Here is a 24,355-nt window from a genome sequence, read left to right on the forward strand (position 1 = left end):
TGTGACTGAGGGGTAACTCACTGAAATGGAGCCCAGACCACAGATGACGGTGACGGGCGTTGTCCTCGACGCTCCGGACGCCAACGAGTTAGCGGCCTTCTACCAGCGCCTGCTGGGCTGGTCGGTGATCCAGGAGGATCCCGGCTGGGTCCGGCTGGCCGCTCCGGCCGGTGGCGCCGGCCTCTCGTTCCAGACCGAGACCCGGTACGTACGCCCGGTCTGGCCGGCCCAGGCCGACGACGCCCAGATGAGCGTGCACCTCGACATCCAGGTGGACGACCTGGACGAGGCCGGGGCCCACGCCGAGAAGGCGGGCGCGACCAAGGCCGACTTCCAGCCGCAGGAAGACGTCCGGGTCTACCTCGACCCGGACGGCCATCCCTTCTGCCTGTATCTCTAGCTGTTCCCCCGGGACAGGTCGGCCGCGATGTCCAGCTCTTCCAGGAAGTTCTTGGCCCACGCGGCCACATCGTGAGTGCGTAGGTGGCGCTGCATGGTCCGCATCCGGCGCTTCTGCTCGGTCGGCTCGGCGGCCACCGCGCGCAGCAGCGCGTCCTTCACGCCGTCCGGGTCGTGCGGGTTGCACAGGAAGGCCTGCCGCATCTCGGTCGCGGCCCCGGCGAACTCGCTGAGCACCAGCGCGCCACCGCGGTCGGCCCGGGAGGCGACGTATTCCTTGGCCACCAGGTTCATGCCGTCTCGCAGCGGCGTGACCATCATGATGTCGGCGGCCGCGTAGAGCGCCGCCAGCTCGGCCTTGGGCATCGACTGGTGCAGGTAGTGCACCGCGGGCACGCCGACCCGGCCGAACTCGCCGTTGATCCGGCCGACCTCGCGCTCCACCCGTACTCGAAGGGTCTGGTAATGCTCGACCCGCTCGCGGCTGGGCGTGGCCACCTGCACCATCACCGCATCGCCGACCTTGAGCTTGCCGTCCGCGAGCAGTTCCCGGAACGCCTTGAGGCGCAGCTCGATGCCCTTGGTGTAGTCGAGCCGGTCGACCCCCAGGATGATCGTCTCGGGGTCGCCCAGCTCGGCCCGGATCTCCTTGGCCCGGGCCTGCACCTTGGGGTCGGCGGCGAGCCGTTCCATGTCCTGGGTGTCGATGCTGATCGGGAAGGCGCCGGCCTTCACCTTGCGTCCGTCGACCTGGATCGACTGGCCCTCGTAGCGCAGGCCGAGCAGGTGCCGGGCCAGCCGCACGAAGTTCTGCGCGGCCAGCCGCTGCTGGAAGCCGACCAGGTCGGCGCCGAGCAGGCCGCGCAGCACCTCGGCGCGGAACGGCATCTGCATGAACAGCTCGATCGGCGGGAACGGGATGTGCAGGAAGAAGCCGATCCGGAGGTCGGGCCGCAGCTCGCGGAGCATGGCCGGCACCAGCTGGAGCTGGTAGTCCTGCACCCAGACGGTGGCGCCCTCGGCCGCCACCTCGGCCGCGGCCTCGGCGAACCGCTGGTTGACCACGCGGTAGGTCTCGCGCCACCGGCGCTTGTAGACCGGCGTCTCGACGGCGTCGTGGTAGAGCGGCCAGATGGTGGCGTTGGACTGGCCCTCGTAGTAGCGCTCCAGTTCCGCGTTGCTCAGCGGCACCGGGTGGATCCGGATGCCCTCGAGCTCGAACGGCTCGGGCGCGTCACCGTCGCCGCCGGCCCAGCCGATCCAGGTGCCGCGGTGTTCGGTGAGGACGGGGTGCAGCGCGGTGACCAGACCACCGGGACTGGGCCGCCACTGCCGCTCGCCGTCATCGGTGATCACCTCGTCGACGGGCAGGCGGTTGGCGACAACGACGAAGGAACTTCGTTCGGCCACGCTGGTGCACCTCCGGGTCGTAGCTAGTTCCCACCGGAGAGCCTACTGTGCGTAGCTGAATGCGGAGTCCCCGCTTGTGGCGTCCGGGTGGCATTCTGTTCCGGTGAGCTCGTCCGATGATCTTCCCCCGCCGCGGCGGCCACTGTTCTTCCCTGTGGTCATTGCCACGACGTTTCTCTGCATCATCGGCATCTCGGTCGGCATTCTCCTCGCCAACGAGCGCGACCGCCGCGAGGCGTTGAATCAGGTGAACAACAACACCCCGAGCGTCGTCGGCTCCCCACCGACCGAAGCGCCGCCCGAGGAGCCGAGCCCAGCGCCGTCCCTCGACGGTGAGCCCTGCCGCGAGGAGACGCTCGCCGCGGCCGCGAAGGCTGGATACCCCGGACCGCTGGCGATAGTCCTGCACCTGCGGACCAGAACTTCCGACGTCTACATCTGCCGGGACGCCTCGGACCGGTACTTCTACCACGCCAACAACGGCGGCAACGACGAGTGGATCGAGGGGGAGACCGCGCTCTTCGTGAGCAGGGTCGAGCGCCGGCCGGACGACTTCCTGGCCGTCGCCAACAACGGCACCACCCTGTCGGTCACCAAGAAGCGGCTCCTGATCACGTTCACCGACGGCCGCAAGGAGACACAGAAGGCGGTGTCCTAGGAATTCCGGGGAGGGTCGGCGGGGTTGTACAACCGGTGCCCTGGGAGGATGGGTGCCCACTGCTCACAATGTCGTCGACACGGAGGTAGGCCGCACCGTGGCCCAGTACATCTACACGCTGGAGAAGGCGCGCAAGGCGCACGGCGACAAGGTCGTTCTCGACAACGTCACGCTGAGCTTCCTGCCCGGCGCCAAGATCGGCGTGGTCGGCCCGAACGGCGCCGGCAAGTCCACGCTGCTCAAGGTCATGGCCGGGCTCGAGACGCTGAGCAACGGCGAGGCCCGGCTGATGCCCGGCTACACCGTCGGCATGCTCGCCCAGGAACCGCCGCTCAACGAGGAGAAGACCGTCCTCGGCAACATCGAGGAAGCCGTCACCGAGACCAAGGCCAAGCTCGACCGGTTCAACAAGATCGCCGAAGAGATGGCCACCGACTACACCGACGAGCTGATGGAGGAGATGGGCAAGCTCCAGGAACAGCTCGACAACGTCAACGCCTGGGACCTCGACTCCCAGCTCGAGCTGGCCATGGACGCGTTGCGCTGCCCGCCGCCGGACGCCGACGTCACCCAGCTCTCCGGCGGTGAGCGCCGCCGGGTCGCGCTGTGCAAGCTGCTGCTCGAGGCGCCCGACCTGCTGCTGCTCGACGAGCCCACCAACCACCTCGACGCCGAGAGCGTGCAGTGGCTGGAGCAACACCTGGCCAAGTACGCCGGCACGGTCATCGCCATCACCCACGACCGGTACTTCCTGGACAACGTGGCCGGCTGGATCCTCGAGCTCGACCGTGGCCGGGCCATCGGCTACGAGGGCAACTACTCGACGTACCTCGAGAAGAAGCAGCAGCGTCTCTCGGTCGAGGGCCGCAAGGACGCCAAGATGAAGCGGCGGCTGTCCGAGGAGCTCGAGTGGGTCCGCTCCAACGCCAAGGCCCGGCAGACCAAGAGCAAGGCCCGGCTGGAGCGGTACGAGGAGATGGCCACCGAGGCCGAGAAGACCCGGAAGCTGGACTTCGAGGAGATCCAGATCCCGCCGGGCCCGCGCCTGGGCAACACCGTCATCGAGTCCAACGACCTGGTCAAGGGCTTCGACGGGCGGATCCTGATCGGCCACCTGTCGTTCTCGCTGCCGCGCAACGGCATCGTCGGCATCATCGGCCCGAACGGCGTCGGCAAGACCACGCTGTTCAAGACCATCGTCGGGTTCGAGAAGCCCGACTCGGGCGAGGTCCGGGTCGGTGAGACCGTGTCCCTGTCGTACGTCGACCAGAACCGCTCCGGCCTCGACGGCAGCAAGACCGTGTGGGAGGTCGTCTCGGACGGCCTCGACCACCTGATGGTCGGCAAGGTCGAGATGCCGTCCCGGGCCTACGTGGCCGCCTTCGGCTTCAAGGGCCCCGACCAGCAGAAGCCGGTCAAGGTGCTGTCCGGCGGCGAGCGCAACCGGCTCAACCTCGCGATGACGCTGAAGATCGGCGGCAACGTGGTCCTGCTCGACGAGCCGACCAACGACCTCGACGTCGAGACGCTCTCCAGCCTCGAGAACGCGCTGCTCGACTTCCCGGGCTGCGCGGTGGTCATCTCCCACGACCGGATGTTCCTGGACCGCGTCGCCACCCACATGCTGGCCTGGGAGGGCACCGACGAGGAGCCCGACAAGTGGTTCTGGTTCGAGGGCAACTACGAGGCGTACGAGAAGAACAAGATCGACCGCCTCGGTGCTGACGCGGCCCGCCCGCATCGGGTCACCTACCGCAAGCTCACCCGTGACTAGGTTCGTTCATGACGTGGCCGTTCGCTGGTCCGACATGGACGTGTACGGCCACGTCAACAACGCGCGCTTCCTCACGCTGTACGAGGAGGCGCGCGTTGCCATGTTCTTCCTCGGCGCCCGCGAGAGCGGCCTGACCTCGTTCGAGGAGGGCATCGTCATCTCTCGCCACGAGGTCGACTACGTGCGGCCGGTCGACTTCGGTCAGGCGGTCCGCATCGAGATGTGGATCTCGCAGTTGCGCGCGGCCAGCTTCGTGGTGTCGTACGAGCTGTTCGACGAGGGCGTGCTGGCCGGCCGGGCGAAGTCCTGGTGCGTGCCGTACAACCTGGCCGAAGGCTTCCCGCGCCGGCTGAGCGAGGCGGAGCGCGACTTCCTCAAGCCGTACGCCGAGCTATGACGCTGTCGGGCATCGCTGACGCCGGCGCCTTCCTGGCCCGGCTGGTCCGGCTGGACAAGGCCGCCCCGGTGCGCCTGCGGCCGGCCGGTCCCCGGGTCGCGATGTGGGCCCGGCTGCCGTGGGACGTGCTGGTCACCCGCGAGGTCGACGGCACGGTCGAGGACGACATCACGGTGTCGGCGGCTGAGTTGCTGTCCCGTTTGTCGCGGTCGGACGATTCGCTCCCGGCGCGCCGGGACGCCGACTGGCGCTGGCCCGTCCCGTCGGCCGGTGGCAGCGTGGTCGAACACGTCGCCGTGGCCGAGCTGAGCCGGCTCGCCATCGCCGCGGCCGGGACGTTGCGCGAGGTCACCGGGGGTGGCCTGGGTCGCGCCGTCGGATCGCGCATGGTTCGTGACGCTCTGCTCGACCACGTTGCACTGGTCGTCACGCCCGCCGACGGCGTTCCGGTGGAGATTCCGCAACGACTCGTCCAGGCGACTTCGCGGATGGGATTTCTCGGACCGGCCGATGTGGAGGGTCCTGATGCGAGAGTGCTGGTGTCGGGACGCTGGGTGGGAGTTTCCGCACCATATGGAGTTGCATGGCTACAGCGGGTCAAGAAACTGACCGTTATGCCTATCTCGACTCACCCGAAAGGGTGATGGCGTATCGGTCAACCGGTCGCGCCCTCCGGTTGGGGGGATGACCTCCGAGATCTGTACGGGTAGCGTCGCTGCCCGGGGTCCCCGCTACGTCCGGCGGCCGACCTGCTGGGGAGCGAGGTGCAACAACGATGCCGTGGTGGTCATGGCGTCCCGGCTCGTCCGGGGGTGACCGGCCCGAGGCCGGTGGCGAGGTCGCGTTGCAGAGCAGCGTCCGCGTCGGAGTACCCGCCCAGCGTGATCCCGGGCATTCGGCTCCACCGGCCGAATTGTCCACGATCGACGAGGGTGACCAGGTTCAGCCGGTAACGCTGACCCGCATCGGCAAGGCCCTCGACCTGCTCGACATCCGGTTCCTCGCCGACGGCGGCGGGTCGCTGCTGGCCATGTGGGAACGGCACGCGGTGCTGTTCACCCTCGAAGGGCCCGATGACGAGATCCTCGTGATGCGCGCCCGGCCCCACTCCACCGTCCCGCCCGACTGGGCCGACCGGGCCTACCGCGTGGTCAACGAGTGGAACCACACCCGCCGGTTCTGCAAGGCGTATGTGGGCGACCCGACCGAGCGGGGGCAGCTGCCGATCTACGCGGAGCTGCAGGTTCCGCTCAACTCGGGCGCCCACGACGCCCTGCTCGTCGAGATGCTCGACTGCGGCGCCGCCGTCGCCACGTCCTTCGTGGACTGGCTGCACGACGAGGGCGCCCTGCTGTAGGGCTGTCCGGCCGCCCTAGTTCAGCGGGAACATGCCCACTCGGCCGTGGTACTCCTTGCCCAGCTTGTCGGTGTCGCTTCCGACCAGGAGGCCGTTGCTGGTGGGGATCAGGGCGCGGACGCCTACGCCGCGGGAGCGGGTGGGGTCCCAGGGGAGGGCCTTGCCGGTGGTGGGGCTGACCGCGCCGATGCCTTCGCGCTTGACCGCGCCGGGGCCGGGACCCTTGGCGTCGCTGCCGTACGGGTTGTCCAGGTAGCGCTGGTGGCCGCCCAGGTAGACGGCGGCGCCGGTCACCGCCACGGCGTAGAGGGAGTCGCCGCCGGTGCGCTGGACCCAGGTCGGGTTCTGCTTGCCGGGCGCCACCTCGAAGCGGGCGGCCGAGTCGCAGAGCTTGACCGCGGACGAGGCCCGGCCGGTGGCCGCGACCACGAAGTATTTGCCGTCGGGGGAGAACTTGACCTGGCGGAGGTAGGTGTCGAAACCCTTCATGCACTCCGGCTTGTAGGCGTCGGTGTACCAGCTGGAGAGGGAAGCGGTGGCGCCGGCCACGTCGAACAGGGCGATCTGGGTGCGGTCGGCGGTGCCGGACTTGAGCAGGGCGCCGACCGCGATCAGCTTGCTGCCGTCGGCGGTCACGTCGAAGTGCTCGACCCGGGTGCGGTCCAGGCCGGGGGCGGAGAGCTTGGCGTCGAAGCCGGCGTCGACCGCGCCGGTGAGGGCGTTCATCCGGGCCAGGCCGGCCCGCGGGGTGCCGTTGATGGCCGAGAACGTGCCGCCGGCGTACAGCCACTTGCCCCGGACGGCCAGCGCCCGGGCGTCGCCCCAGTTCTGCTTCGCGGTGAAGCTGCTGAGCCGCTGGCCCGAGGCGAGCGAGACGCGGGCCAGGCCACGCTGGGCGGCGCCGCTGACCGTCTTGAACGCGCCGCCGAGGTAGACCGTGTTACCGGCGCCGGGCGCCAGGGCGTACACCGCACCGTCGACGGCCGGCGCGAACGGGCGGACCGCGCCGTCGTTCAGGCCGTACGCGAACACGTTGCGCCGCGCGTACGTCTGCGTCTTGGCGCTGTTGGTGACCTGCGTGAAGCTGCCGCCCACCACGACCGTGTCACCCACCACGGTGATGGCCCACACCGTGCCGTCCTGCACATGCGGGGTGTAGTCGACCGGATTGACCGAGACGACCTTCGGTTGGGCCAGGTCGGCGGCGGCCGGTGCCGCGGTGGCGGCCAGACCGGTGACGGCCAGCAGGGCGGTGGCGGCGGCGGACAGGCGTCGGCGCATCTGAGCGGCTCCAGGGTCGGGTAGTGATCATTCGATCAACGACCGACCCGCCGCCCGGGATGCTCTCAGGGCGTGTCTCGTGGATCAGCCAGGGCTGCGACGTGGCCCAGAGCGCGCCTGACGGCACCCACGACACACCCACATCCGACACCAGGATGAGGGCGCGCCGTGCGCGACGCCAGCCACACTCTGGACCGCGCCTCGCACTTGGCTGACCCGCGAGACACGCCCTACTCGGCGTTGACCATGAATTGCGCGGCCCGCTCCAGGTAGTCCCAGAGGGCCGAATGGTGGGGCTCGGGCAGCCCGAGCGAGTCGACCGCGTCGCGCATGTGGGTGATCCAGGCGTCCCGGGCGGCCGGCGTCACCTGGAACGGCGCGTGCCGCATCCGCAGCCGCGGGTGCCCCCGGGACGCCGAGTAGGTGTTCGGGCCGCCCCAGTACTGCATCAGGAACAGCGTCAGCCGGTCGGCGGCCGGGCCCAGGTCTTCCTCCGGGTACATCGGCCGGAGCAGCGGATCGGTCGCCACGCCCTCGTAGAACTTGTCGACCAGGCGCCGGAACGTGGGCTCACCGCCGACCGCGACGAAGAAGCTGGCCTCTTCGACGGGTGGTTCCTTGGACGCTGGGGTGAGTGGCAACTCTCGGGGCGCGGTCACCCGTCTATGGTGCCAGCCGCCTCGCGCAACCGCGGACGGGCCGGAGCCGGTGGCTCGGCCGCCGTCTCCACCTGGCTGCCGGCGCCCGGCCAGCGGTACGCCTGTGCCAGCATCAGCCCGGCGCCGGCCACGCTCCACAGGCCGACCACCACCGGCACCGGCGCGTGATCGGCCAGAACGCCGGTGAGCAGCACCGCGCCGCCCTGCGCCACCTGCAGGCCCTGCTGCATCACGCCGAACGCGCGGGCCCGGTAGCCGTGTGGCAGGCAGAGCACGAACTGGGTGTTCAGGGTCGGGATCAGCCCGCCCATCGCGGCGCCGGAGAGAAGTGTGAGCACCACCACGATCGGGACCGGCGGGGAGGTGACCGCCGGGATCAGCATCAGCGGCGCGAGCACGGCCAGCGGCCGGATCAGCCGGTGCCGGGTGGCCTGGGTGATCAGCCGGCCGGTGATCAGGCCGCCGATCACGAAGCCGACCGGGCCGGCCGCCATGATCATGCCCTGGCCCAGGCCGCGGCTCACCGAACCCGGGTCACTCTGCGCGGCCCAGGCCGCGGCCAGGCCCTCGGGCACGATCGAGAACGCCGAGATGGAGAACGCGAGCAGCGCGATCGACCGCAGCATCCGGCTGCCGAAGACCAGGCGGAACCCTTCCGCGGACTCCTTCACCAGGTGGGTGCGCTGTCCTTCGGGCACGGCCGGCGGCCGATGCCGTACGCCGCCGGCGACCAGCAGCGCGGAGGTGACGAACAGCAGGGCGACGATGCCCATGGCCAGCCGCGGGTTGGCCGCCGCGGCCACGGTCGCGCCGACCAGGTAGCCGGCGACCTGCGCGGCCTGGATGGTGGTGGCGTTCGCGGCCATCGCCACGGCCATCCGTGACCGGCCCAGCATCAGCGGCATCAGGGCCGAGCGGGCGGCCTGGATCGGCACGCCGGCCAGGGTCACGGCGAAGAGCACGGCCAGGATGGCCGGCCACGGCACGCCGGGGATGACCAGGATCAGGATCAGAGCGGTACGCGCGAGGTCGCCGAGAACCATGGCCGATCGGTACGAGTGCCGTTCGGCCAGCGCGGCCAGCAGCGGCCCGAACAGCAGCCACGGCAGATAGCTGGTGGCGAAGGCGGCCGCGGACAGCAGGACCGAGTCGGTGCGCTGGAAGACCAGCACGGTCACGGCGGCCCGGGCCAGGTAGTCGCCGATCCAGGAGGCGATCAGCGCCAGGTAGACGGCGCGGTACTCGGACACGGCGAAGACGTCCCGGAAGGTCACCGGTCGGTCGACGGACACCCGGCCCCCGCTCTGTCGAGAAGTAGTCCGCGCGTACATGACGCTGCACGTGCAGATGCTCTGTGCGGGATTCTGCCCGATCGGCCGACCGGTGGCTAGGGCGTACGGCGGTAACACGCCACGAACGGGCGAGATCGGACATCACCCGTTCGCCGTACGTGGTGGTAAGAACATCTGCCAGTGACGGCTCAGGCCACGGCCTGGTTAGTTGGGGCCGCCGGTCTCGCTCGCCGAGTTGTAGGGCGCGGCGGGCCGGGGGAGCAGTCGCGAGGCGGCGATCCGCCCCGAGATGCCGGAGTTCTCCAGCGCCTCGCTCAGCGCCCGGCGCAACTCGCGCTGAACCGCGATCTGCCCGTCCGCGGTCGTCTTGGCGATGGTCCGGATGGTGGCGCCGTCCACCGTGATCGTCTCCACGCCGACCACGTCCGGTGGCTCGAGGAACTCGGTGGCGTGGTCGGGGTCCTCGGCGACCCGCACCGCGGCCGTACGCATGACCGAGATCGCCTCCTCCGAGTTGACGAACCCGATCGGGATGTCGATCACCACCATCGCCCAGCCCTGGCTCTTGTTGCCCACCCGGAGAATTTCACCGTTGCGTACGTACCAGAGCACGCCCCGCGCGTCCCGCACCGTGGTGATCCGGAGCCCGACCGACTCCACCACCCCGCTGGCGTCGCCCAGGTCGACCGAGTCACCCACGCCGTACTGGTCCTCGAGCAGCATGAACAGGCCCGCTATCAGGTCCTTGACCAGGCTCTGGGCGCCGAAGCCGAGGGCCACGCCGACGATGCCGGCGCTGGCCAGCAGCGGCGCCAGGTTGAACCCGAACTCACCCATCACCAGCAGGGCGGCGATGGTGAACACGATCGCGGTCACGAAGCTGCGCAGCACCGACCCGATCGCCTCGGCGCGCTGCCGCCGGCGTTCCGGGATGAACGTGCCCTCTTCCGCCGCCGGCGTGGTGCGTTCCTTCAGCGGCTTGAGCAGGGCCGGCATCGAGGCGCGTGAGGTGCTGGTGGTCAGCCGGCGGATGGCCCGGTGGATGAGCCAGCGGACCAGCATCGCGATCAGGACGATGCCGATGATCCGCAGCGGCTTCAGGATGATCAGGAAGCTGCTGTTGGCCAGCCACTGGTTGCCGGTGAACTCGTAGACCTGGCGGCACAGGGCGTCGGCGTTACAGCCGTCGGTGATGTCCTTGATGCTGGGCGAGAAGTCGACGCCGGGGGTGGACGGACCGGGAGAAGGGGCTAAGGGCAGCACGGGAGACCACCTTAACGACCGTGGTTGAACCCGTCCCCCGACCAGGGGACCTCAGACGTTTACCGCCCGGCCACAGATTGTGCTCGCAATTCCGTCATTCATCAGGGACTATTGGGCGCACGGGTACCGGAGATCGCCGGGTTCCCTGGCGTTACTTCCAGCACACGTCTAGGTCGGGAGCGGTGAGCAGCAACACACCTGAAAGGTGCTAACGATGCCTGACATACGACCCACAGTGGGCTCCTCCGCGTTGGTGTTGAACGCTACCTACGAGCCCTTGTGCGTCGTATCGGTGCGTCGAGCGACCATTCTCGTGCTGACCCTGAAGGCCGAGTGTGTCTCCGACGGCGATGGCTTGCTCCACAGCGCCCGTCACACGCTTCCCGTCCCGTCGGTGGTCCGGCTGACGCGCTACGTGAAGGTTCCGTACCGCACCCACATCGGCCTCTCCCGCCGCGCGATCTTCGCCCGTGACGGCGGCCGCTGCGCCTACTGCCGCGGTTCGGCCGAGACCATCGACCACGTCTTCCCGCGCAGCCGTGGTGGCCTGCACGCCTGGGAGAACGTGGTCGCCGCGTGCGCCAAGTGCAACCACAGCAAGGGCGACAAGACGCCGGCCGAGCTGGGCTGGCGGCTCCACCACGCGCCGGCCGCCCCCCGGGGGGTGGCCTGGCGGGTGCTCGGCCACCGCACGCCCGACCCGCGCTGGGCCGACTGGCTCGACCTCCCGAGCGTCCCCGAGGCCGAGGCGGCTTAGGCCGTGTCTCGTGGATCAACCAGGGCTGCACTTGGCCGACCCACGAGACGCGACCTGGGCGCCCTGGCTCACCGGCCCTTGGTGCCGGTCAGGCTGGCGAACACCACGATGTTGTCGCTGTACCCGCGCTTGCCGCCCAGCCAGGTGCCGCCGCAGGTGACCAGGCGCAGCGACGGCCGGCTGTAGTCGCCGTAGACCTTCTCGACCGGCAGTTTCGCCTTGCCGTAGTTCTCCACCGAGTTGATCGTGAACAGCGCCACCTCCCGATCGTCCCGGAGAACCTCGATGACCTGGCCGGGCTTCAGCTTGGCCAGGTCATGGAAGACCGACGGGCCGGTGCGGGTGTCGGCATGGCCGACGATCATCGCCGGGCCGAACTGGCCCGGGGTGGGTCCCTCCCGGAACCAGCCCGCCTCGTTGTGGCGTTGCACCGGCGGCACGTCGACCGACCCGTCCTTGGCCAGCCCGACCTCGAGGAGCGGCGCCTCGACCTTGATCGCCGGGATCGTCACCCGCAGCGGGCGGCTCGGCTCCAGCACCGGGAAGGCGCGCGGCGGCGGCTTGTCCGGGCCGCGGAACCAGCCGCCGATGTTCAGGCCGGTGGCGTTGCCCAGGCCCATGCCGACGCAGAACAGCCCGATGAAGACCAGTCCGCCCGCGATCCAGCCGATCGGCAGGCGCCTTCGGCGTACGGCCGTGCGGGCCGCGGGCGGCTGGAACCGCACCGGCTCGATCGGCGGCGGAGCGGCCACCGGGAGCCGCGGCCGCGGGACGACGACCTCGGCCGGGCGCTTGCGGCGTACCGAGTCGGGCAGCCGGGCCGGACTCAACCCAGCCGCCGGCGGCGCGCGGCGAACACGGCCAGCGCGATACCGGCGGCGATCGCGCCGGCTCCGCCACCGATCATCAGCGGCGCCTGCCGCCCCGGCGCGGTGCCGCCCCCGCCGGTCGCCGGGCCCTGCCTCGGCTCGACCCGGGCCACCACGTGCAGGACGGCGGTGGCGGACAACTTGTCGGGGCAGCGCAGGGTCACCCGGTAGTCGCCGGGCTGGATGGTGCGGCCGATGCGGGTGGTCGCGGTCAGGAACCCGAAGCTCGGCTTGACCTCGATCGATCCCCAGGGCTCGGCGGCCACCACGGCGGCGGTCAGGTTGTCGGTGCAACTGGCGCGGAGGCCCACCTCGTCGCCCGCGCGGACGGTGCTCGGGTTGGTCTCGACGAAGACGGCGGCCGCCGCGCCGGCCGGCGAGGGTGTGGCCAGGATCAAGAAACCGGCTGCCGCGAGCGCGGCCAGGACGGATCTGCGCATGGGCTCCCCCTCCGACACGATCGGTTCAAGATGGCGCGTGAGGGTGATTTTCGCACCTCGAGGCGTGTTCCGCGTAGATCCCGACGGCATGAGATAGCGGGAAGACACCCGACGCCTTGGGAGAACCCGCTCTCCGCTACCGTGAAGGTGTGTCCGTGTTGAACACCGTGCTGGTCTACGCGCTGATCCCGTTCGCGGTCATCGCGGTCGTGGCGACCCTGGCGCTCTCCGGGAGCGGCAAGGGCCGGCCCTCGCGCCGCTACCGCCCCGGCCGGCCGTACGACTTCGCGCCGACCTGGTTCCTGTCCGCCCCCGAGCGCACCGGCCCGGCGTCGTCGGCGCCCGCGATCGAGGCCGGCGTCATCGAGGACTCGTCCGGTCAGCCTGTCCGCCCCGGCCCGGTTGGAGGCGCAAGTGACCGCTGGTGACCAACACTCGTCGACCACGGTCGAGCGCTCGACCACGGGCGTCGACGGTCCCGAGGGCCAGTCGCGCGGGCCACACCCGTCCAGTTCGGTGGAAGCGCCCGGCGGGCTGACCCTGACCGAAGACCCCCACAAGTCCGAGCCCACGGTGGCCGCGCTGGAGGGTCCGTTCACCACCCGCCAGCTGCTGCGCCTCGACGAGGCCCTGCGGGTGGCCGACCAGCAGACCGGGCTGATCTTCAGCGTGTACGTCGGCGACCTCACCGAGCCGGTCCGCGAGGCCGCCCAGGGGCTGCACCGCCAGATCGAGGGCGCCCCGCGCGCCGTGCTCGTGGCGGTCTCACCCAACCAGCGGGTGCTCGAGATCGTCACCGGCAGCGAGGCGCGCAAGCGCATCTCCGACCGTGACGCCAAGCTGGCCGCGCTGTCGATGGCCGCGTCCTTCGCGGGCGGCGACCTGGCCGGTGGCGTGCTCGCCGGCCTCGACCAGCTGGCCACCCACGCCGGCAAGCATTAGATCCAGCTCGACGGAGCGACCCCGACCGGGAACGGCGCGCTGAGACGCACCAGCTCCAGCGGGGCGATCGTCCGCTCGCACTCGTAGCCGGCGTTCGTCAGCGTGTGTGCGTGCAGGACCGGGCCGTCGGAGACCCGCCAGAAATGCGGGATGCCGGCCTCGGCGTAGAGGGACGGCTTGAGCAGACGGTCGTAGCGGCGGCTGGACGGGCCCTCGACCTCGACCACCAGGGCCACGTCGGACGGGTCGGCCCAGACCGCCCCGGACGACTCCGGACGCAGCACGGTCACGTCGGGGATCAGATGGCTCGGCCCGGCCGCGACACCCAGCCGGGCGCACACCCACCAGCCTTCCGGTGCCGCGCCACGCAGCGTCGTCACCAGGGCGCGCACGACGGCCTCGTGTGGTTCGTCGAGCGGCGGCGTCACGTGCAGGCTGCCGTCCACGATCTCGTAGCGGTGCCCGTCCTGCGGGAACAGGTGCAGGTCGGGCTCCGTCCACGGGCCGTCGGGCGCGGTCCAGCGGACCAGGGAACCGGGGCCGGTCGTCACCCACCCAGCGTACTCACGCTGGGTGGTGACGATGTGACACTTAGCGCTCCGCGATATCCCTGGAACGAGCCTTGATGGCGCGGACCACGCCGTCGCGGCCCTCGGCGACCAGCCGGCGCAGCGACGGGTTGTGACCGTCGGCGGCCAGCCAGGCGTCGGTCAGCGCCACCGTCTCCTCGCTCACCTGGTAGGCCGGGTAGGCCATCATCACGAACTCCTGGGCCGGCTCGCTGTCCGAGCGCTTCCAGACGTTGTCGACGACCTCGAAGAACAGTGGGGCGTACTGCTTGGTCAGCTCCACCTGGGTGGCGTGCTGGAAGCCCTGGAGCAGCGAGCGGTGCAGCCAGTTCGGCAGCTCCTCGTCGCTGGTCAGCCGGGCCCACACCGACGCCTTGTTCTCGGCCGTGGGCAGCAGCGCCCGGGCGTACGCGGCCTCGCGCTCGCCGCTGGCCGTGCGGTCGCGGTCGAGCTCGGCCCCGATCTGCTCGTCGGTGGCCCGGCCCTTGGCCGCCAGCGCCTGGAGTAGCGACCAGCGCAGCTCGGTGTCGATGGTCAGGCCCTCGGGCACGCCCTCGCCGGTCAGCCAGCCGCTCAGCGTGGCCAGATCGTCGGCGCCCCGGCCGGACGCGAGGTACGCCCGCGCCCAGGCCAGTTGGAAGCCGCTGCCCGGGGTGGCCGCGGCCAGCGCCGTGCGAGCGGTCTCGGCCAGCCGGGCCCAGCCGGTCGGCGCCCACTCCGGGTCGGCGTACATGACCAGCGCGGTCTGGGCCTGACGCAGGGTCGCCGTGGTCAGGTTGATGTCCTTCTCGGCGGGCAGGCCGCTGCACACCAGCGCCACGTAGTCGCGGGTGGCCAGCTCGGCGTCGCGCACCATGTCCCAGGCGGCGGCCCAGCACAGCGCCCGGGCCAGCGACGAGTCGAAGCCGGCGATGTGGTCGACCACGGTGGCCATCGAGCGCTCGTCCAGGCGCAGCTTGGCGTACGTGAGGTCGTCGTCGTTGAGCAGCAGCACGTCGGCCGCCGGCTGCCCGTTCAGCTGGGTGATCTCGGAGCGCTCGCCGGTCACGTCCAGCTCCAGCAGCTCACGCCGCACCAGCTGGTCGCCGCGCAGGTCGTAGAGGCCGACCCCGATCCGGTGGGTACGCATGGTCGGGTACGCGGCCGGCGCTTCCTGTTGCACGACCACGCTGGTGTACGTGCCGTCGGCGCCCACCTCGATCACCGGCCGCAGCGTGTTGACCTGGGCCGTCTCCAGCCACTGGGCGGCGAACTTGCGCAGTTCCCGGCCGGACGCCGTCTCGAGCTCGGTGAGCAGGTCGTCGAAGGTGGCGTTGGACCACATGTGCTTGCCGAAGTACGCGCGCAGGCCGGCCCGGAAGGCGTCCAGCCCCACGTACGCGACCAGCTGCTTGATCACGCTGGCGCCCTTGGCGTACGTGATCCCGTCGAAGTTGACCTCGACCGCTTCCAGGTCGGGCATCTCGCAGTACACCGGGTGGGTGGACGAGAGCTGGTCCTGGCGGTAGCCCCAGTTCTTCCGGATGGACAGGAACGTCGTCCAGGCGTCGGTGAACCGGGTGGCGCTGGTGTTGCACCAGTGGCTGGCCCACTCGGCGAACGACTCGTTCAGCCACAGGTCGTTCCACCAGCGCATGGTGACCAGGTCGCCGAACCACATGTGCGCCAGCTCGTGCAGGATCGTGTTGGCGCGCTGCTCGTACTCGAAGTCGGTGACCTGGGACCGGAAGATGTAGTGGGCCTCGGCGTGCACGACGCAGCCGAAGTTCTCCATCGCGCCGGCGTTGAAGTCGGGCACCCACAGCTGGTCGTACTTGGGCAGCGGGTAGCGCACGCCGAACTGCTCGTGGAAGAAGTCGAAGCCCTGCTTCGTCACCTCGAAGATGTCGTCCGCGTCGAGGTACTGCGCCATCGAGGCCCGGACGAAGGCGCCCAGCGAGATGCCGTCGTGCTCGTCGCGCACCTCGTGGTAGGGGCCCGCGCAGAGCGCCGTGATGTACGAGCTCATCTTCGCCGACGGCGGGAAGTGCACGGTCTTGGCCCCGAACTCGGCCTTGGCCTCGGAGTCGACCGGCATGTTGGAGATCACCCGCCAGTGCGCCGGCACGGTCGCGTGCCAGGTGAAGACGCTCTTCAGGTCGGGCTGGTCGAAGCAGGCGAAGACGCGCTGGGCGTCGGCCGTCTCGAACTGGCTGTAGAGGTAGATCTCCTTGTCGACCGGGTCCATGCTGCGCTGGAGGCCCTGACCGCTCGCGGAGTACGCGAAGTCGGCGTCGACCACCAGCGTGTTGCTCGCGGCCAGCCCGGTCAGCGTCAGGCCGGCCTCGGCCGACCAGCCGGCCGTGTCCACCGGCGCGCCGTTCAGCGTGACCGACCGCAGGCTGGTCGCGGCGACCTCGATGAAGGTCTCGGCGCCGGGCTCGCCGCAGGTGAACGTGACCTCGGTGGTGGAGCGGAAGGTGCCCTCGCCAGGGTTGCCGGAGCCGTCGGTCAGGTCGAGGGTGATCTCGTACCCGTCCACCGTGAGCAGGCGCGCCCGCTCGGCCGCCTCGACCTGGGTCAGGTTACGAACTCCGGCCACGATCACTCCATTCGCGTCGTTCAGGACCGACCGGCCCCCGTCGAGAGTTTTCCACGTCACCCTATGCGTTACCGGGGTGTCGCACGTCACCCGGAACGAGTCAGCTTACAGAGAGAGGATCACAGCATGACGGAACGTGAGACGGTCGACATGTGGTGCGACCCGGTGTGCCCCTGGGCCTGGATGACGTCGCGCTGGCTGCTCGAGGTGGAGAAGGTGCGTCCGCTGGACATCCGCTTCCACGTGATGAGCCTCTCGGTGCTCAACGAGGGGCGTGAGCTGCCGGCCGACTACCGTCAGCTGCTGGACACGGCGTGGGGGCCGGTGCGGGTCTGCATCGCCGCGGCCGAGACGGCCGGCCCCGAGGTGTTGCGCGACCTCTACACCGCGCTCGGCACCCGCATCCACCTGCAAAAATACGACCGGAACGAGAAGCTGTACGCCGAGGCGCTGTCCGACGCCGGCGTCGACCCGGGACTCGCCGCCGAGGCGGACAGTGACAAGTGGGACGAGAAGCTACGCGCGAGCCACGACGCCGGCATGAAGCCGGTCGGCATGGATGTCGGCACCCCGGTGATCCACGCGCCCGGCCCGGCCGGCGAGCCGGTGGCGATCTTCGGCCCGGTGGTCACCCCGGCGCCCAAGGGCGAAGCGGCGGGCAAACTGTGGGACGGCGTCCGGCTGTGCATGAGCACGCCCGGGTTCTTCGAGCTCAAGCGCACCCGCGACCTCGGACCGATTTTCGAATGAGAGCACCCGGGGCCCCCGAGGGTCGTTGGATGGGGTGAACATCCCAGCGCGACCCGGGAGGGACCCTGTGAGTGCGAGTGACAGCGTCGCCACCTCGACGATCGCCGTTCATCCGGGTACGTGGACCGATCCCGATCTGGCGGCGATGGTGGCGCCGCCGGTGACGGTGGTCTCGATGCCGGTGGAGCGGAAGATGGACGACCGGCGTCGAGCGCAGTTGCAACGGTCACGAGGGAACATGCCGGTGGCACGGCACCGTCGGCCCGCCCGGTAGCCTGCGCGCATGACGGTCGCCCACCCGATCCCCCGGGCCTGGATCTCCGCCGCGAACACCGGCGCGCAGAACTACGACGAATTCGCCGACGACGCCGAGATCACCGCGATCATCGCGGCGAACCCGGCGAGCAGCCTGGCCATCGAGATGCCACATCTCGCGCCCGGTTCGCTCGGCCAGACCTTCACCGAGGCGCTGCCCGACGCGGCGGCCCGGCTCGCCGCGCAGCAGGAGCGCGGCGACTACACGTCGGCCGAACAGGTCGCCGTCCTCTACCGGATCACCGCGCCGGGGGAGCAGCCCGCGGTCGGCCTCTGGACGATGGTCGACACCGACCAGATCTCCACCAGCGCCGACGAGCCCGGCCTGGTCATCCGCAACGAGGACGTGTTCCTGGCCAAGGTGCGCGAGCGGGTCGCGCTGGCCGGGACGGTCAACACGCTGCTGTCCCCGGTGCTGCTGCTGCAGACCGGGCGCGGCGACGAGCTGCACGAGACGCTGCTGGCCGCCACCGAGGCGGCCGGTGAGCCGGACGCCACCGATTCCGACCAGTCCGGGCGTACCCATCACGTTTGGGTCCTGCCCGCCGGTAAGCAGCAGGACGAGCTGCTGGCCCTGGCCGGCGGGGGCGAACTGGTCGTCGCCGACGGCAACCACCGCAGCCTGGCCGCACAGAGCGGGGGCCTGAGCCGCTTCCTGGCCGTGGTCACCACGCCCGCGTCGATCGCCATCCAGCCCTACAACCGGCTGATCAGCGAGCTGCCGGCGCCGCCGGGCGAGCTGGTCGAGCGGCTGACCGCGGCCGGCGCGACGGTCACCGACCTGCCGCGGCCCCCGCGGATCCCGGCCAAGGGCACGATCGAGCTGTACGTCGACGGCCACACCTACGCCGTTCAGCTCCCGGCCGACCCGAACGTGCCCGACGTCGAGAACCTCGACCACGCCCGCGTCGAGCGCGTGCTGCTCGGGCAGGTGCTCGGCCTCGACCCGGGCGACAAGCGGGTCAGCTACGTGGGCGGCGACTACTCGGCCGACTGGCTGCGCTCCGAGGTCGACGAGGCGCGCTCCGAGCTGGCCGTGCTGATCGCCCCGGTGACCGTCGACGACTTCGTCACGGTCAACCTCCAGCGCCAGAAGCTGCCCCGCAAGAGCACCTGGTTCACGCCCAAGGCGCGGGGCGGGCTCGTGTTGTCGCAGCTGAGCTGATGCTGCACCCGCAGGTCACGGCGGCCGCTTCGCTCCGGCGGCGGCCGCCGGCCGAGGTGCTGGCGGCCGACCCGCTGAGCCAGCTCCAGTTCGTCCGGGAGGCCATGGAAGCGGCCAACGAGGCCGAGACCGGGCCGGCGTTCCCGCTGCCGGTGGTCGCCGACTTCGAGGCCGGTGACGTGCCCTGCCGGCTCTACGCGACCGGCTTCGGCCTGCCGGTCGTGGTCTACGTGCACGGGGGCGGCTGGACGTACGGCAGCATCGAGACCTTCGACCGGCTGTGCCGCCGCATCGCGCAGCGGTCCGGGTGCGCCGTGGTGTCGGTGGGCTACCGCCTGGCCCCGGAACATCCGTTCCCGGCCGCGCTGGACGACGTCGAGGCCGTCCTCGCGTACCTGCGCAAGGAAGGTGAGGGCCTCGGCCTGGACCCCACCCGGCTGGCCATTGCCGGTGACAGCGCGGGTGGCCAGATCGCCACGGTCGTCGCGCGGCGCCTGCGGGACGCCGCCATGCCGCTGGATCACCAGGTGCTCATCTACCCGGCCCTCGACCCGCTGTGCGCCTCCGAGTCGTACGCCGAGCTGGGTTCTTACGGATTGGACCGGGCGTCGATGCAGCTGGCCTGGTCCGCCTACGTCCAGGACCAGGCGCTGCGCTTCACGCCCGACGTGGCCATCCTGGCCACGCCCGACCTGGCCGGGATGCCACCGACGCTGATCATCACGGCCGAGTTCGACGTCCTGCGCGACGAGGGCGCCGACTACGCCGACGCGCTGGCCGCCGCGGGTGTCCCGGTGGTGCACACCCGCTACGCCCAGATGAACCACGGTTTCGCCCGCAAGCTGGCCGTCATCGACGCCGCCCGCGCGGCCGCCGACCAGATCGCGGCGGTCCTGCGCAGCGCCCTGACCTTCTGAGAGGATCGTGCCCATGCGTGTCTACATCGGCTCTGACCACGCCGGCTACGAGCTCAAGAACTCCCTGGTCGAACACCTGAACAAACAGGGTCACGACGTGGTCGACGTGGGACCGCACGTGTACGACCCCGAGGACGACTACCCGGCCTTCTGCTTCCACACCGCCTCCCGCACGGTCGCCGACCCGGGCAGCCTGGGTGTCGTCATCGGCGGGTCGGGCAACGGCGAGCAGATCGCGGCCAACAAGATCGCGGGGGTACGCTCCGCGCTGGTCTGGAAGACCGAGATCGCCGAGCTGGGCCGCCAGCACAACGACGCGAACGTGTGCGCGATCGGCGCCCGGCAGCACACCCCGGAAGAGGCGGCCGCGTTCGTCGACGCGTTCCTGGCCACGCCGTTCTCCGGGAACGTTCGACACCAGCGCCGCATCGACCAGCTCACCGAGTACGAGCGCACCCGGACGCTGCCGCCGCTGCCGGCCGGTTAACGGCGGGGCAGCTCCTCGCGCGGGGTCCAGTTCCGGCGCACGATGGGCAGCTTCTCCGCCTCGGCGAGATGCTCGTCGGTCGGTCTCGCGGCGTCTCGCGCCCGAAGCGCCGCGCCCACGCTGACCTGCGACGATCCCGAGCCGACGAGGCCTCGGAGCCCACGCTCGGAGTCTTCGCCGCCGGTCGGCCGCCGGGCCTTCTCGACCGGCGGCGGCTCCGTTGCTTCCGGCCGCGGCTCCGTTGCTTCTGGCGGGGGCGGCGTTGCTTCCGGCGGGGGCGACGAGCGCACCCGCCGGCGCCTGCGTTCGGGCTCAGCCATCCTGCGACTCTAGAAGATCTGCGGCGGCTCTAGAAGATCTGCAGCGGCGAGGGCATCCGGTGCCAGCCGAAGGCCTGCGACGCCCGGATGAGCGCCCCCGGCGTCAGCTCGCGCACCCGGCCCGCCCCCGCCAGCGACGTGAGCGACGTCCCGCCCAGGTAGGCCGCCCCCAGCTCGGTCACCGTGCAGGCCAGGTCGGCCGGGCCGGTGGTCGGCTCGCAGGCGCCGTTGGTCAGCCGCCAGCGACCGGTGTTGGCCGGGATCAGCGGGTCGGTCACGTCCAGCACCACGTCGACGTCGGTGGCGTAGCGCCGGGCGGCCAGCGCGCCGGGCACGTCGACGATCCGGATCCACAGACCGTCCTGCAGCCGTACGCCGAGCTGCCGCGGCTCGTTCACCAGGTGCACCAGCGGGTCGTCCACCGGCAGGTACGTGGCGTGCAGGCTACGCGCCAGATCGATGCCGAGGAGGAAGCGCCAGAGCGTGGCGTACGTCTCCGGATCGGCCGCCACCACCTCGCCGACCTGGACCTCCGCGGTCGGCCCGTTGCTGTCCCAGCCGCCCTTGGTGCGCCAGGTCGCATAGCCGGTCAGGCCGTGCGGACCCTCGTGCACCACCCCGTGCCGCTCGGTCGCCCCCTCCCGCATCGCGGGGATGTCGGCGAGCACGAAGCGCCACCAGCGGTCGTCACGGGAGGACCAGCCGACCCGTTCGGCCCGCAACTGCTCGTACACCTTGGCGAAGTCGCCGATCGTGGCCACCGGGTCGACCAGCCGGAGCTTGCCGGCCGGCTCGCCGGGCAGGGTCATCTCGCGGGTGTTCACGCGCAGCGACAGGCGCTGGGCGGCCAGGCCGTACCCGTACCGGGGGTAGATCCGGCCCTCGCTGGCCCACAGCACCGCGATCGGCTCGCGCCCCGCCGCCGCGACCTCGGCCAGCTGGCGCCGGATCATCCGGCTCAGGACGCCGCGCCGCCGGTGTGTCGGGGCGACACCCACGAGGGTGACATGCGCGGCCGGGAGGATCGCGCCGGGCACGGTCAATTCTCTGGTGTACGCGGCCGCGTGCCCGACCACGGCCTCGTCGTCGGTGGCGACCAGGCCGCGCTCCGGCTCGTACACCGAGCTTTCGACCTGCCGCAATTCGTCCGAGTCGGCGTCGTGGAAGAGGAGGCTGAGCAGCCTGTGGATCGCATCCCAGTCGTCCGCGGTGGCGGCCCGGAAGGTGAGGTCTTCTCCGGTGGTCATGCCGTTCTGTGTAACGGACCGGGCACGTCCGGGCTAACGAAATACCTGTCTCAAATTCAATCCCGGTAGAGGCGCCCCGCAAGAGAATTTGAGACAGGTATTGCCGCGTCGTTACTCTCGAAGTCGCACGGCGCCCGGTGCGCCGCGCCTGAATTCGTCCGGGAGGATCCCAATGCCGGAGCAACCGCAGTGGTCGGAGCGGACGCTCGACATGCCGCCGCAGGACCCGTGGGCCGAGCCGCCCACCGCGCAGTCCGTGCCGGACGGCCCGCCCGTTCCGCCCGACCCGAGCCCGTTCTCGCGCGGCCGGGCGTCGGTAACCCCCAAGACGGCGCGGTTCACCGCCGAGCACGAGCCGACCGGGGTCGGCTGGCCGGGCGCCGGGGCGCCACCGCAACCGCGCGAGTTCTCCTGGCGTGAGCTGCGCCGGGGCGGCGAGTGGACCACCGCGGGCCTGCTGTTCGCCTTCGTCTGCTGGGGCATCTGGGCCATCTCGACCGACGGCGACCTGACCACCGCGGTGATCGTGTTCGTCTGCAGCCTGCTGGTCGCCGGCGGCCTCTTCGCGCTGTGCCGGCTGATCGGGCGCCAGGTGCTCGAGAAGCAGTTCGGCCGGGTCCGCCAGGGCGCTCGCGGCTCACACGTGGTCACGGCGATCTTCCTGATCGGCGTGGGTGTCGCCCACCTGCGCCAGACCGGCTGGGTGGTCGACGCCTACAACTGGGTCGTGGGGTTGTTCTAGCTCTGCCTCCAGTAGCTCTGCCTTGAGTCCTTTGCGGAACGGGTGGCGGACCTCCTCCGGGAGGCCCGCCATCGTTCACTCGTTGAACGCCTTGCCCGTCTCGACGAGCGACTTGAGGTCGCTGAGCAGCCAGGCCCAGCCCCCGCCGGCGCCCTCCTCGTCGGTGCCCGCGACCATCGCGAACGCCGCCGGCGACTCGGGCAGCTCGTGGATCACGGTCAGCTTGCAGGTGCCCGGCTGGCTCTTCGACTCGGAGATCTCGAAGGTCAGCGTCGAGTACGCCTCGGCCGCCGTGGCCGGGTCCATCAGCAGCTTCCAGGTCTGCTTGAGCCGCCAGGGCGGGTCGGCCTCGACGACCTCACCATCGGCGATCACCTCGGGCATCTCGAAGCCGTGCTGCTGGGCGAACGCCTTCATCCCGTCGTTGGCGAACTGACGGAACGTGCCGCCCGCTCGCAACTCATAGTGAGCGACGGCGGCGTACCCGTACCGCCCGTTCCATTCCGGGTCGGTGATCGCCGCCCAGATCCGGTCCGGCGTCGCCTTGATCCAGATGCGGTGCACCCGCGTCGTCGTGGTGGTGGTCATTCCTCGTCCTCCAGGGCGTTCTTGAGATCGACCAGTGCGGTGACCTGGCGTTCCGTGTACTTGTCGATCCACCGGTCATGGATCAGGCGGATCGGCACGGTGTTGAGGAAGTGCAACTTCTCCCGCCCGGACCGGCGCGCCACGACGAGACCCGCGTCCTCGAGGACCCGCAGGTGTTTCGCCACGCCGAAGCGCGTCATGGCCAGCTCGGACTCGAGCTCGGTCAGCGTGCGGCCGTCACGCTGGAAGAGCAGATCAAGCAGAAACCGACGGCTCGGATCCGCGAGCGCCTTGAACACCCGGTCGTCATCCGTCATGACGCAAAGTTATGTGACCAGAAGGTCACATGTCAACGCCGAGGCTGGTGCCAATCTCCACGGCCGGACGCCGGCGCAACGGCCTGGACCATCTCGTCAGGTCGCCGAGATGGCGTGAGCCTGCTGTGCTCGTACTCTCCGTAGTTGATTTGTCACCGTGAATGACGCAACCGTCCGGCACCCGCCGAAGCAACCCGGCGCGTGCAACCTCAACCCATGAGCCCTCGCGTAGTGAACGTCTACCGTTCCCCAGCCCTGGCGGCCCTGGCCGCAGCCCGCGCCGTCGCCACCCGGCCCCCGCCCCCGCTTCCGGTGCGGCCGAGCGAGGCGTGACCTGAATCGCGGGGTCTGGGGGCTCGGCCCCCAGGTTGGCATGCGAAGGGCCCCGGTCTGCGTTTTCCGCAGACACGGGGCCCCGGTCCGTCGTGGGGTCTGGGGGCTCGGCCCCCAGGTTGGCATGCGAAGGGCCCCGGTCTGCGTTTTCCGCGGACACGGGGCCCCAGTTCGTCGTGGGGTCTGGGGGCTCGGCCCCCAGGTTGGCATGCGAAGGGCCCCGGTCTGCGCTTTCCGCGGACACGGGGCCCCAGTCGTGAGCGGGCGACGAGAATCGAACTCGCGTAGTCAGTTTGGAAGACTGAAGCTCTACCATTGAGCTACGCCCGCGTTGGTGCATCAACAGCGTACTGAATGTCCCCCGTGACATGCGAACGGGATACCCCGGTGAGTCGCCCGGGCGACTCCGGAGCGCAGGCGCTGAGGCGGACCGCATACACTTGCCCGGCCACGGGGTGTGGCGCAGCTTGGTAGCGCACTCGCTTTGGGAGCGAGGGGCCGTGGGTTCAAATCCCGCCACCCCGAC

Annotated in this window: 27 protein-coding genes and 2 tRNA genes; 15 read left to right on the plus strand and 14 right to left on the minus strand. The window is 70.5% G+C overall.

From position 1 onward, the window contains the following. Positions 1-43 precede the first annotated feature (43 nt). Positions 44-400 carry a VOC family protein gene (locus tag AB0O15_RS40995; RefSeq protein ID WP_364331101.1) on the plus strand — a complete coding sequence of 119 codons (357 nt, stop codon included), beginning with the start codon at positions 44-46 and terminating at the stop codon, positions 398-400. Here the strand turns inward: AB0O15_RS40995 and AB0O15_RS41000 are convergent. After that, positions 397-1,809: a trehalose-6-phosphate synthase gene (locus AB0O15_RS41000; RefSeq protein ID WP_364331104.1), complete on the minus strand. Its 1,413-nt coding sequence runs from the start codon at positions 1,807-1,809 to the stop codon at positions 397-399. The two genes, AB0O15_RS40995 and AB0O15_RS41000, sit on opposite strands and share 4 nt — an antisense overlap. 103 nt (positions 1,810-1,912) lie before the next feature. Here AB0O15_RS41000 and AB0O15_RS41005 point away from each other — a divergent pair, with 103 nt between their 5' ends. The 5 genes from AB0O15_RS41005 (at position 1,913) to AB0O15_RS41025 (ending at position 5,995) form a co-directional block, all read left to right on the plus strand. Continuing rightward, positions 1,913-2,467 carry a hypothetical protein gene (locus AB0O15_RS41005; protein ID WP_364331107.1) on the plus strand — a complete coding sequence of 185 codons (555 nt, stop codon included), beginning with the start codon at positions 1,913-1,915 and terminating at the stop codon, positions 2,465-2,467. Between the two features lie 97 nt (positions 2,468-2,564). Next, a complete protein-coding gene (gene ettA, locus AB0O15_RS41010) occupies positions 2,565-4,241 on the plus strand; it encodes an energy-dependent translational throttle protein EttA (protein WP_364331205.1) in 1,677 nt (558 codons plus the stop codon). A gap of 13 nt (positions 4,242-4,254) precedes the next feature. After that, the gene (locus AB0O15_RS41015) at positions 4,255-4,638 is read left to right on the plus strand and encodes a thioesterase family protein (protein ID WP_364331110.1); all 384 of its coding nucleotides are present in this window, start codon (positions 4,255-4,257) and stop codon (positions 4,636-4,638) included. Then, entirely contained in the window at positions 4,635-5,282 is a 648-nt protein-coding gene (locus AB0O15_RS41020) for a hypothetical protein (protein WP_364331113.1), read from the plus strand. Before AB0O15_RS41015 ends, AB0O15_RS41020 begins: the two co-directional genes overlap by 4 nt. A 131-nt stretch (positions 5,283-5,413) precedes the next feature. Further along, on the plus strand, positions 5,414-5,995 hold the full coding sequence (locus AB0O15_RS41025) for a YbjN domain-containing protein (RefSeq protein ID WP_364331116.1): 582 nt from the start codon (positions 5,414-5,416) through the stop codon (positions 5,993-5,995). Between the two features lie 15 nt (positions 5,996-6,010). Here the strand turns inward: AB0O15_RS41025 and AB0O15_RS41030 are convergent, their stop codons facing one another. The 4 genes from AB0O15_RS41030 to AB0O15_RS41045 form a co-directional block, all read right to left on the minus strand. After that, positions 6,011-7,276 carry a PKD domain containing protein gene (locus AB0O15_RS41030; protein WP_364331119.1) on the minus strand — a complete coding sequence of 422 codons (1,266 nt, stop codon included), beginning with the start codon at positions 7,274-7,276 and terminating at the stop codon, positions 6,011-6,013. Positions 7,277-7,506: 230 nt separating this feature from the next. Beyond that, positions 7,507-7,917, minus strand: a complete 411-nt coding sequence (locus AB0O15_RS41035; protein WP_364331207.1) for a globin — start codon at positions 7,915-7,917, stop codon at positions 7,507-7,509. A gap of 14 nt (positions 7,918-7,931) precedes the next feature. Further along, positions 7,932-9,227, minus strand: a complete 1,296-nt coding sequence (locus AB0O15_RS41040) for an MFS transporter (protein WP_364331121.1) — start codon at positions 9,225-9,227, stop codon at positions 7,932-7,934. A gap of 204 nt (positions 9,228-9,431) precedes the next feature. Further along, positions 9,432-10,394 (minus strand): mechanosensitive ion channel family protein, encoded by a 963-nt coding sequence (locus AB0O15_RS41045; protein ID WP_364331208.1) that lies wholly within the window; start codon positions 10,392-10,394, stop codon positions 9,432-9,434. 310 nt (positions 10,395-10,704) lie between these two features. Here AB0O15_RS41045 and AB0O15_RS41050 point away from each other — a divergent pair, with 310 nt between their 5' ends. Continuing rightward, positions 10,705-11,247, plus strand: coding sequence for an HNH endonuclease (locus AB0O15_RS41050; protein ID WP_364331124.1), 543 nt, complete (start codon positions 10,705-10,707; stop codon positions 11,245-11,247). A 68-nt stretch (positions 11,248-11,315) separates the two neighbouring features. Here AB0O15_RS41050 and AB0O15_RS41055 read toward each other — a convergent pair whose 3' ends face one another. Further along, a complete protein-coding gene (locus AB0O15_RS41055; protein WP_364331127.1) occupies positions 11,316-12,077 on the minus strand; it encodes a class F sortase in 762 nt (253 codons plus the stop codon). Beyond that, positions 12,074-12,556 (minus strand): hypothetical protein, encoded by a 483-nt coding sequence (locus tag AB0O15_RS41060; protein WP_364331130.1) that lies wholly within the window; start codon positions 12,554-12,556, stop codon positions 12,074-12,076. Before AB0O15_RS41060 ends, AB0O15_RS41055 begins: the two co-directional genes overlap by 4 nt. 149 nt (positions 12,557-12,705) lie before the next feature. On the opposite strand from AB0O15_RS41060, the gene AB0O15_RS41065 reads away from it, so the two are divergent. Then, complete coding sequence (locus tag AB0O15_RS41065) at positions 12,706-12,984, plus strand: hypothetical protein (RefSeq protein ID WP_364331133.1); 279 nt, start codon at positions 12,706-12,708, stop codon at positions 12,982-12,984. 106 nt (positions 12,985-13,090) lie between these two features. Further along, a complete protein-coding gene (locus AB0O15_RS41070; RefSeq protein WP_364331211.1) occupies positions 13,091-13,498 on the plus strand; it encodes a DUF5130 family protein in 408 nt (135 codons plus the stop codon). On the opposite strand, the gene AB0O15_RS41075 is transcribed toward AB0O15_RS41070, so the two are convergent. Both AB0O15_RS41075 and pepN read right to left on the minus strand, forming a co-directional pair. Continuing rightward, positions 13,495-14,049, minus strand: coding sequence for a Uma2 family endonuclease (locus tag AB0O15_RS41075; RefSeq protein ID WP_364331136.1), 555 nt, complete (start codon positions 14,047-14,049; stop codon positions 13,495-13,497). The two genes, AB0O15_RS41070 and AB0O15_RS41075, sit on opposite strands and share 4 nt — an antisense overlap. Before the next feature lie 40 nt (positions 14,050-14,089). Beyond that, positions 14,090-16,648 (minus strand): aminopeptidase N, encoded by a 2,559-nt coding sequence (gene pepN, locus AB0O15_RS41080; protein WP_364331139.1) that lies wholly within the window; start codon positions 16,646-16,648, stop codon positions 14,090-14,092. Positions 16,649-16,774: 126 nt separating this feature from the next. Between pepN and AB0O15_RS41085 the strand changes: the two genes are divergently transcribed. From AB0O15_RS41085 to AB0O15_RS41100, 4 genes are all read left to right on the plus strand, one after another. Next, complete coding sequence (locus AB0O15_RS41085; RefSeq protein WP_364331142.1) at positions 16,775-17,398, plus strand: disulfide bond formation protein DsbA; 624 nt, start codon at positions 16,775-16,777, stop codon at positions 17,396-17,398. 283 nt (positions 17,399-17,681) lie between these two features. Next, positions 17,682-18,878: a DUF1015 family protein gene (locus AB0O15_RS41090; RefSeq protein ID WP_364331145.1), complete on the plus strand. Its 1,197-nt coding sequence runs from the start codon at positions 17,682-17,684 to the stop codon at positions 18,876-18,878. Beyond that, the gene (locus AB0O15_RS41095; protein ID WP_364331147.1) at positions 18,878-19,795 is read left to right on the plus strand and encodes an alpha/beta hydrolase; all 918 of its coding nucleotides are present in this window, start codon (positions 18,878-18,880) and stop codon (positions 19,793-19,795) included. The genes AB0O15_RS41090 and AB0O15_RS41095 overlap by 1 nt, the downstream gene beginning before the upstream one ends. Positions 19,796-19,808: 13 nt before the next feature. Beyond that, positions 19,809-20,282, plus strand: a complete 474-nt coding sequence (locus tag AB0O15_RS41100; RefSeq protein ID WP_364331150.1) for a ribose-5-phosphate isomerase — start codon at positions 19,809-19,811, stop codon at positions 20,280-20,282. On the opposite strand, the gene AB0O15_RS41105 is transcribed toward AB0O15_RS41100, so the two are convergent. Then, positions 20,279-20,602 carry a hypothetical protein gene (locus AB0O15_RS41105; protein WP_364331153.1) on the minus strand — a complete coding sequence of 108 codons (324 nt, stop codon included), beginning with the start codon at positions 20,600-20,602 and terminating at the stop codon, positions 20,279-20,281. The genes AB0O15_RS41100 and AB0O15_RS41105 overlap by 4 nt on opposite strands. Positions 20,603-20,631: 29 nt before the next feature. After that, positions 20,632-21,849 carry a GNAT family N-acetyltransferase gene (locus tag AB0O15_RS41110; RefSeq protein WP_364331156.1) on the minus strand — a complete coding sequence of 406 codons (1,218 nt, stop codon included), beginning with the start codon at positions 21,847-21,849 and terminating at the stop codon, positions 20,632-20,634. Between the two features lie 172 nt (positions 21,850-22,021). Between AB0O15_RS41110 and AB0O15_RS41115 the strand changes: the two genes are divergently transcribed. Further along, positions 22,022-22,591, plus strand: a complete 570-nt coding sequence (locus AB0O15_RS41115) for a DNA-directed RNA polymerase II (protein ID WP_364331159.1) — start codon at positions 22,022-22,024, stop codon at positions 22,589-22,591. Between the two features lie 75 nt (positions 22,592-22,666). On the opposite strand, the gene AB0O15_RS41120 is transcribed toward AB0O15_RS41115, so the two are convergent. From AB0O15_RS41120 to AB0O15_RS41130, 3 genes are all read right to left on the minus strand, one after another. Further along, positions 22,667-23,179, minus strand: a complete 513-nt coding sequence (locus tag AB0O15_RS41120; protein ID WP_364331162.1) for an SRPBCC domain-containing protein — start codon at positions 23,177-23,179, stop codon at positions 22,667-22,669. Continuing rightward, positions 23,176-23,496, minus strand: coding sequence for a metalloregulator ArsR/SmtB family transcription factor (locus AB0O15_RS41125; RefSeq protein ID WP_364331165.1), 321 nt, complete (start codon positions 23,494-23,496; stop codon positions 23,176-23,178). Before AB0O15_RS41125 ends, AB0O15_RS41120 begins: the two co-directional genes overlap by 4 nt. A gap of 592 nt (positions 23,497-24,088) precedes the next feature. Next, positions 24,089-24,159: transfer RNA gene (locus AB0O15_RS41130), tRNA-Gly, on the minus strand. A gap of 121 nt (positions 24,160-24,280) precedes the next feature. On the opposite strand from AB0O15_RS41130, the gene AB0O15_RS41135 reads away from it, so the two are divergent. After that, a tRNA-Pro gene (locus tag AB0O15_RS41135) sits at positions 24,281-24,354 on the plus strand. Position 24,355: the final 1 nt, after the last annotated feature.

Origin of the sequence: Actinoplanes sp. NPDC089786, assembly GCF_040684855.1 — a bacterium.
GTDB lineage: Bacteria > Actinomycetota > Actinomycetes > Mycobacteriales > Micromonosporaceae > Actinoplanes.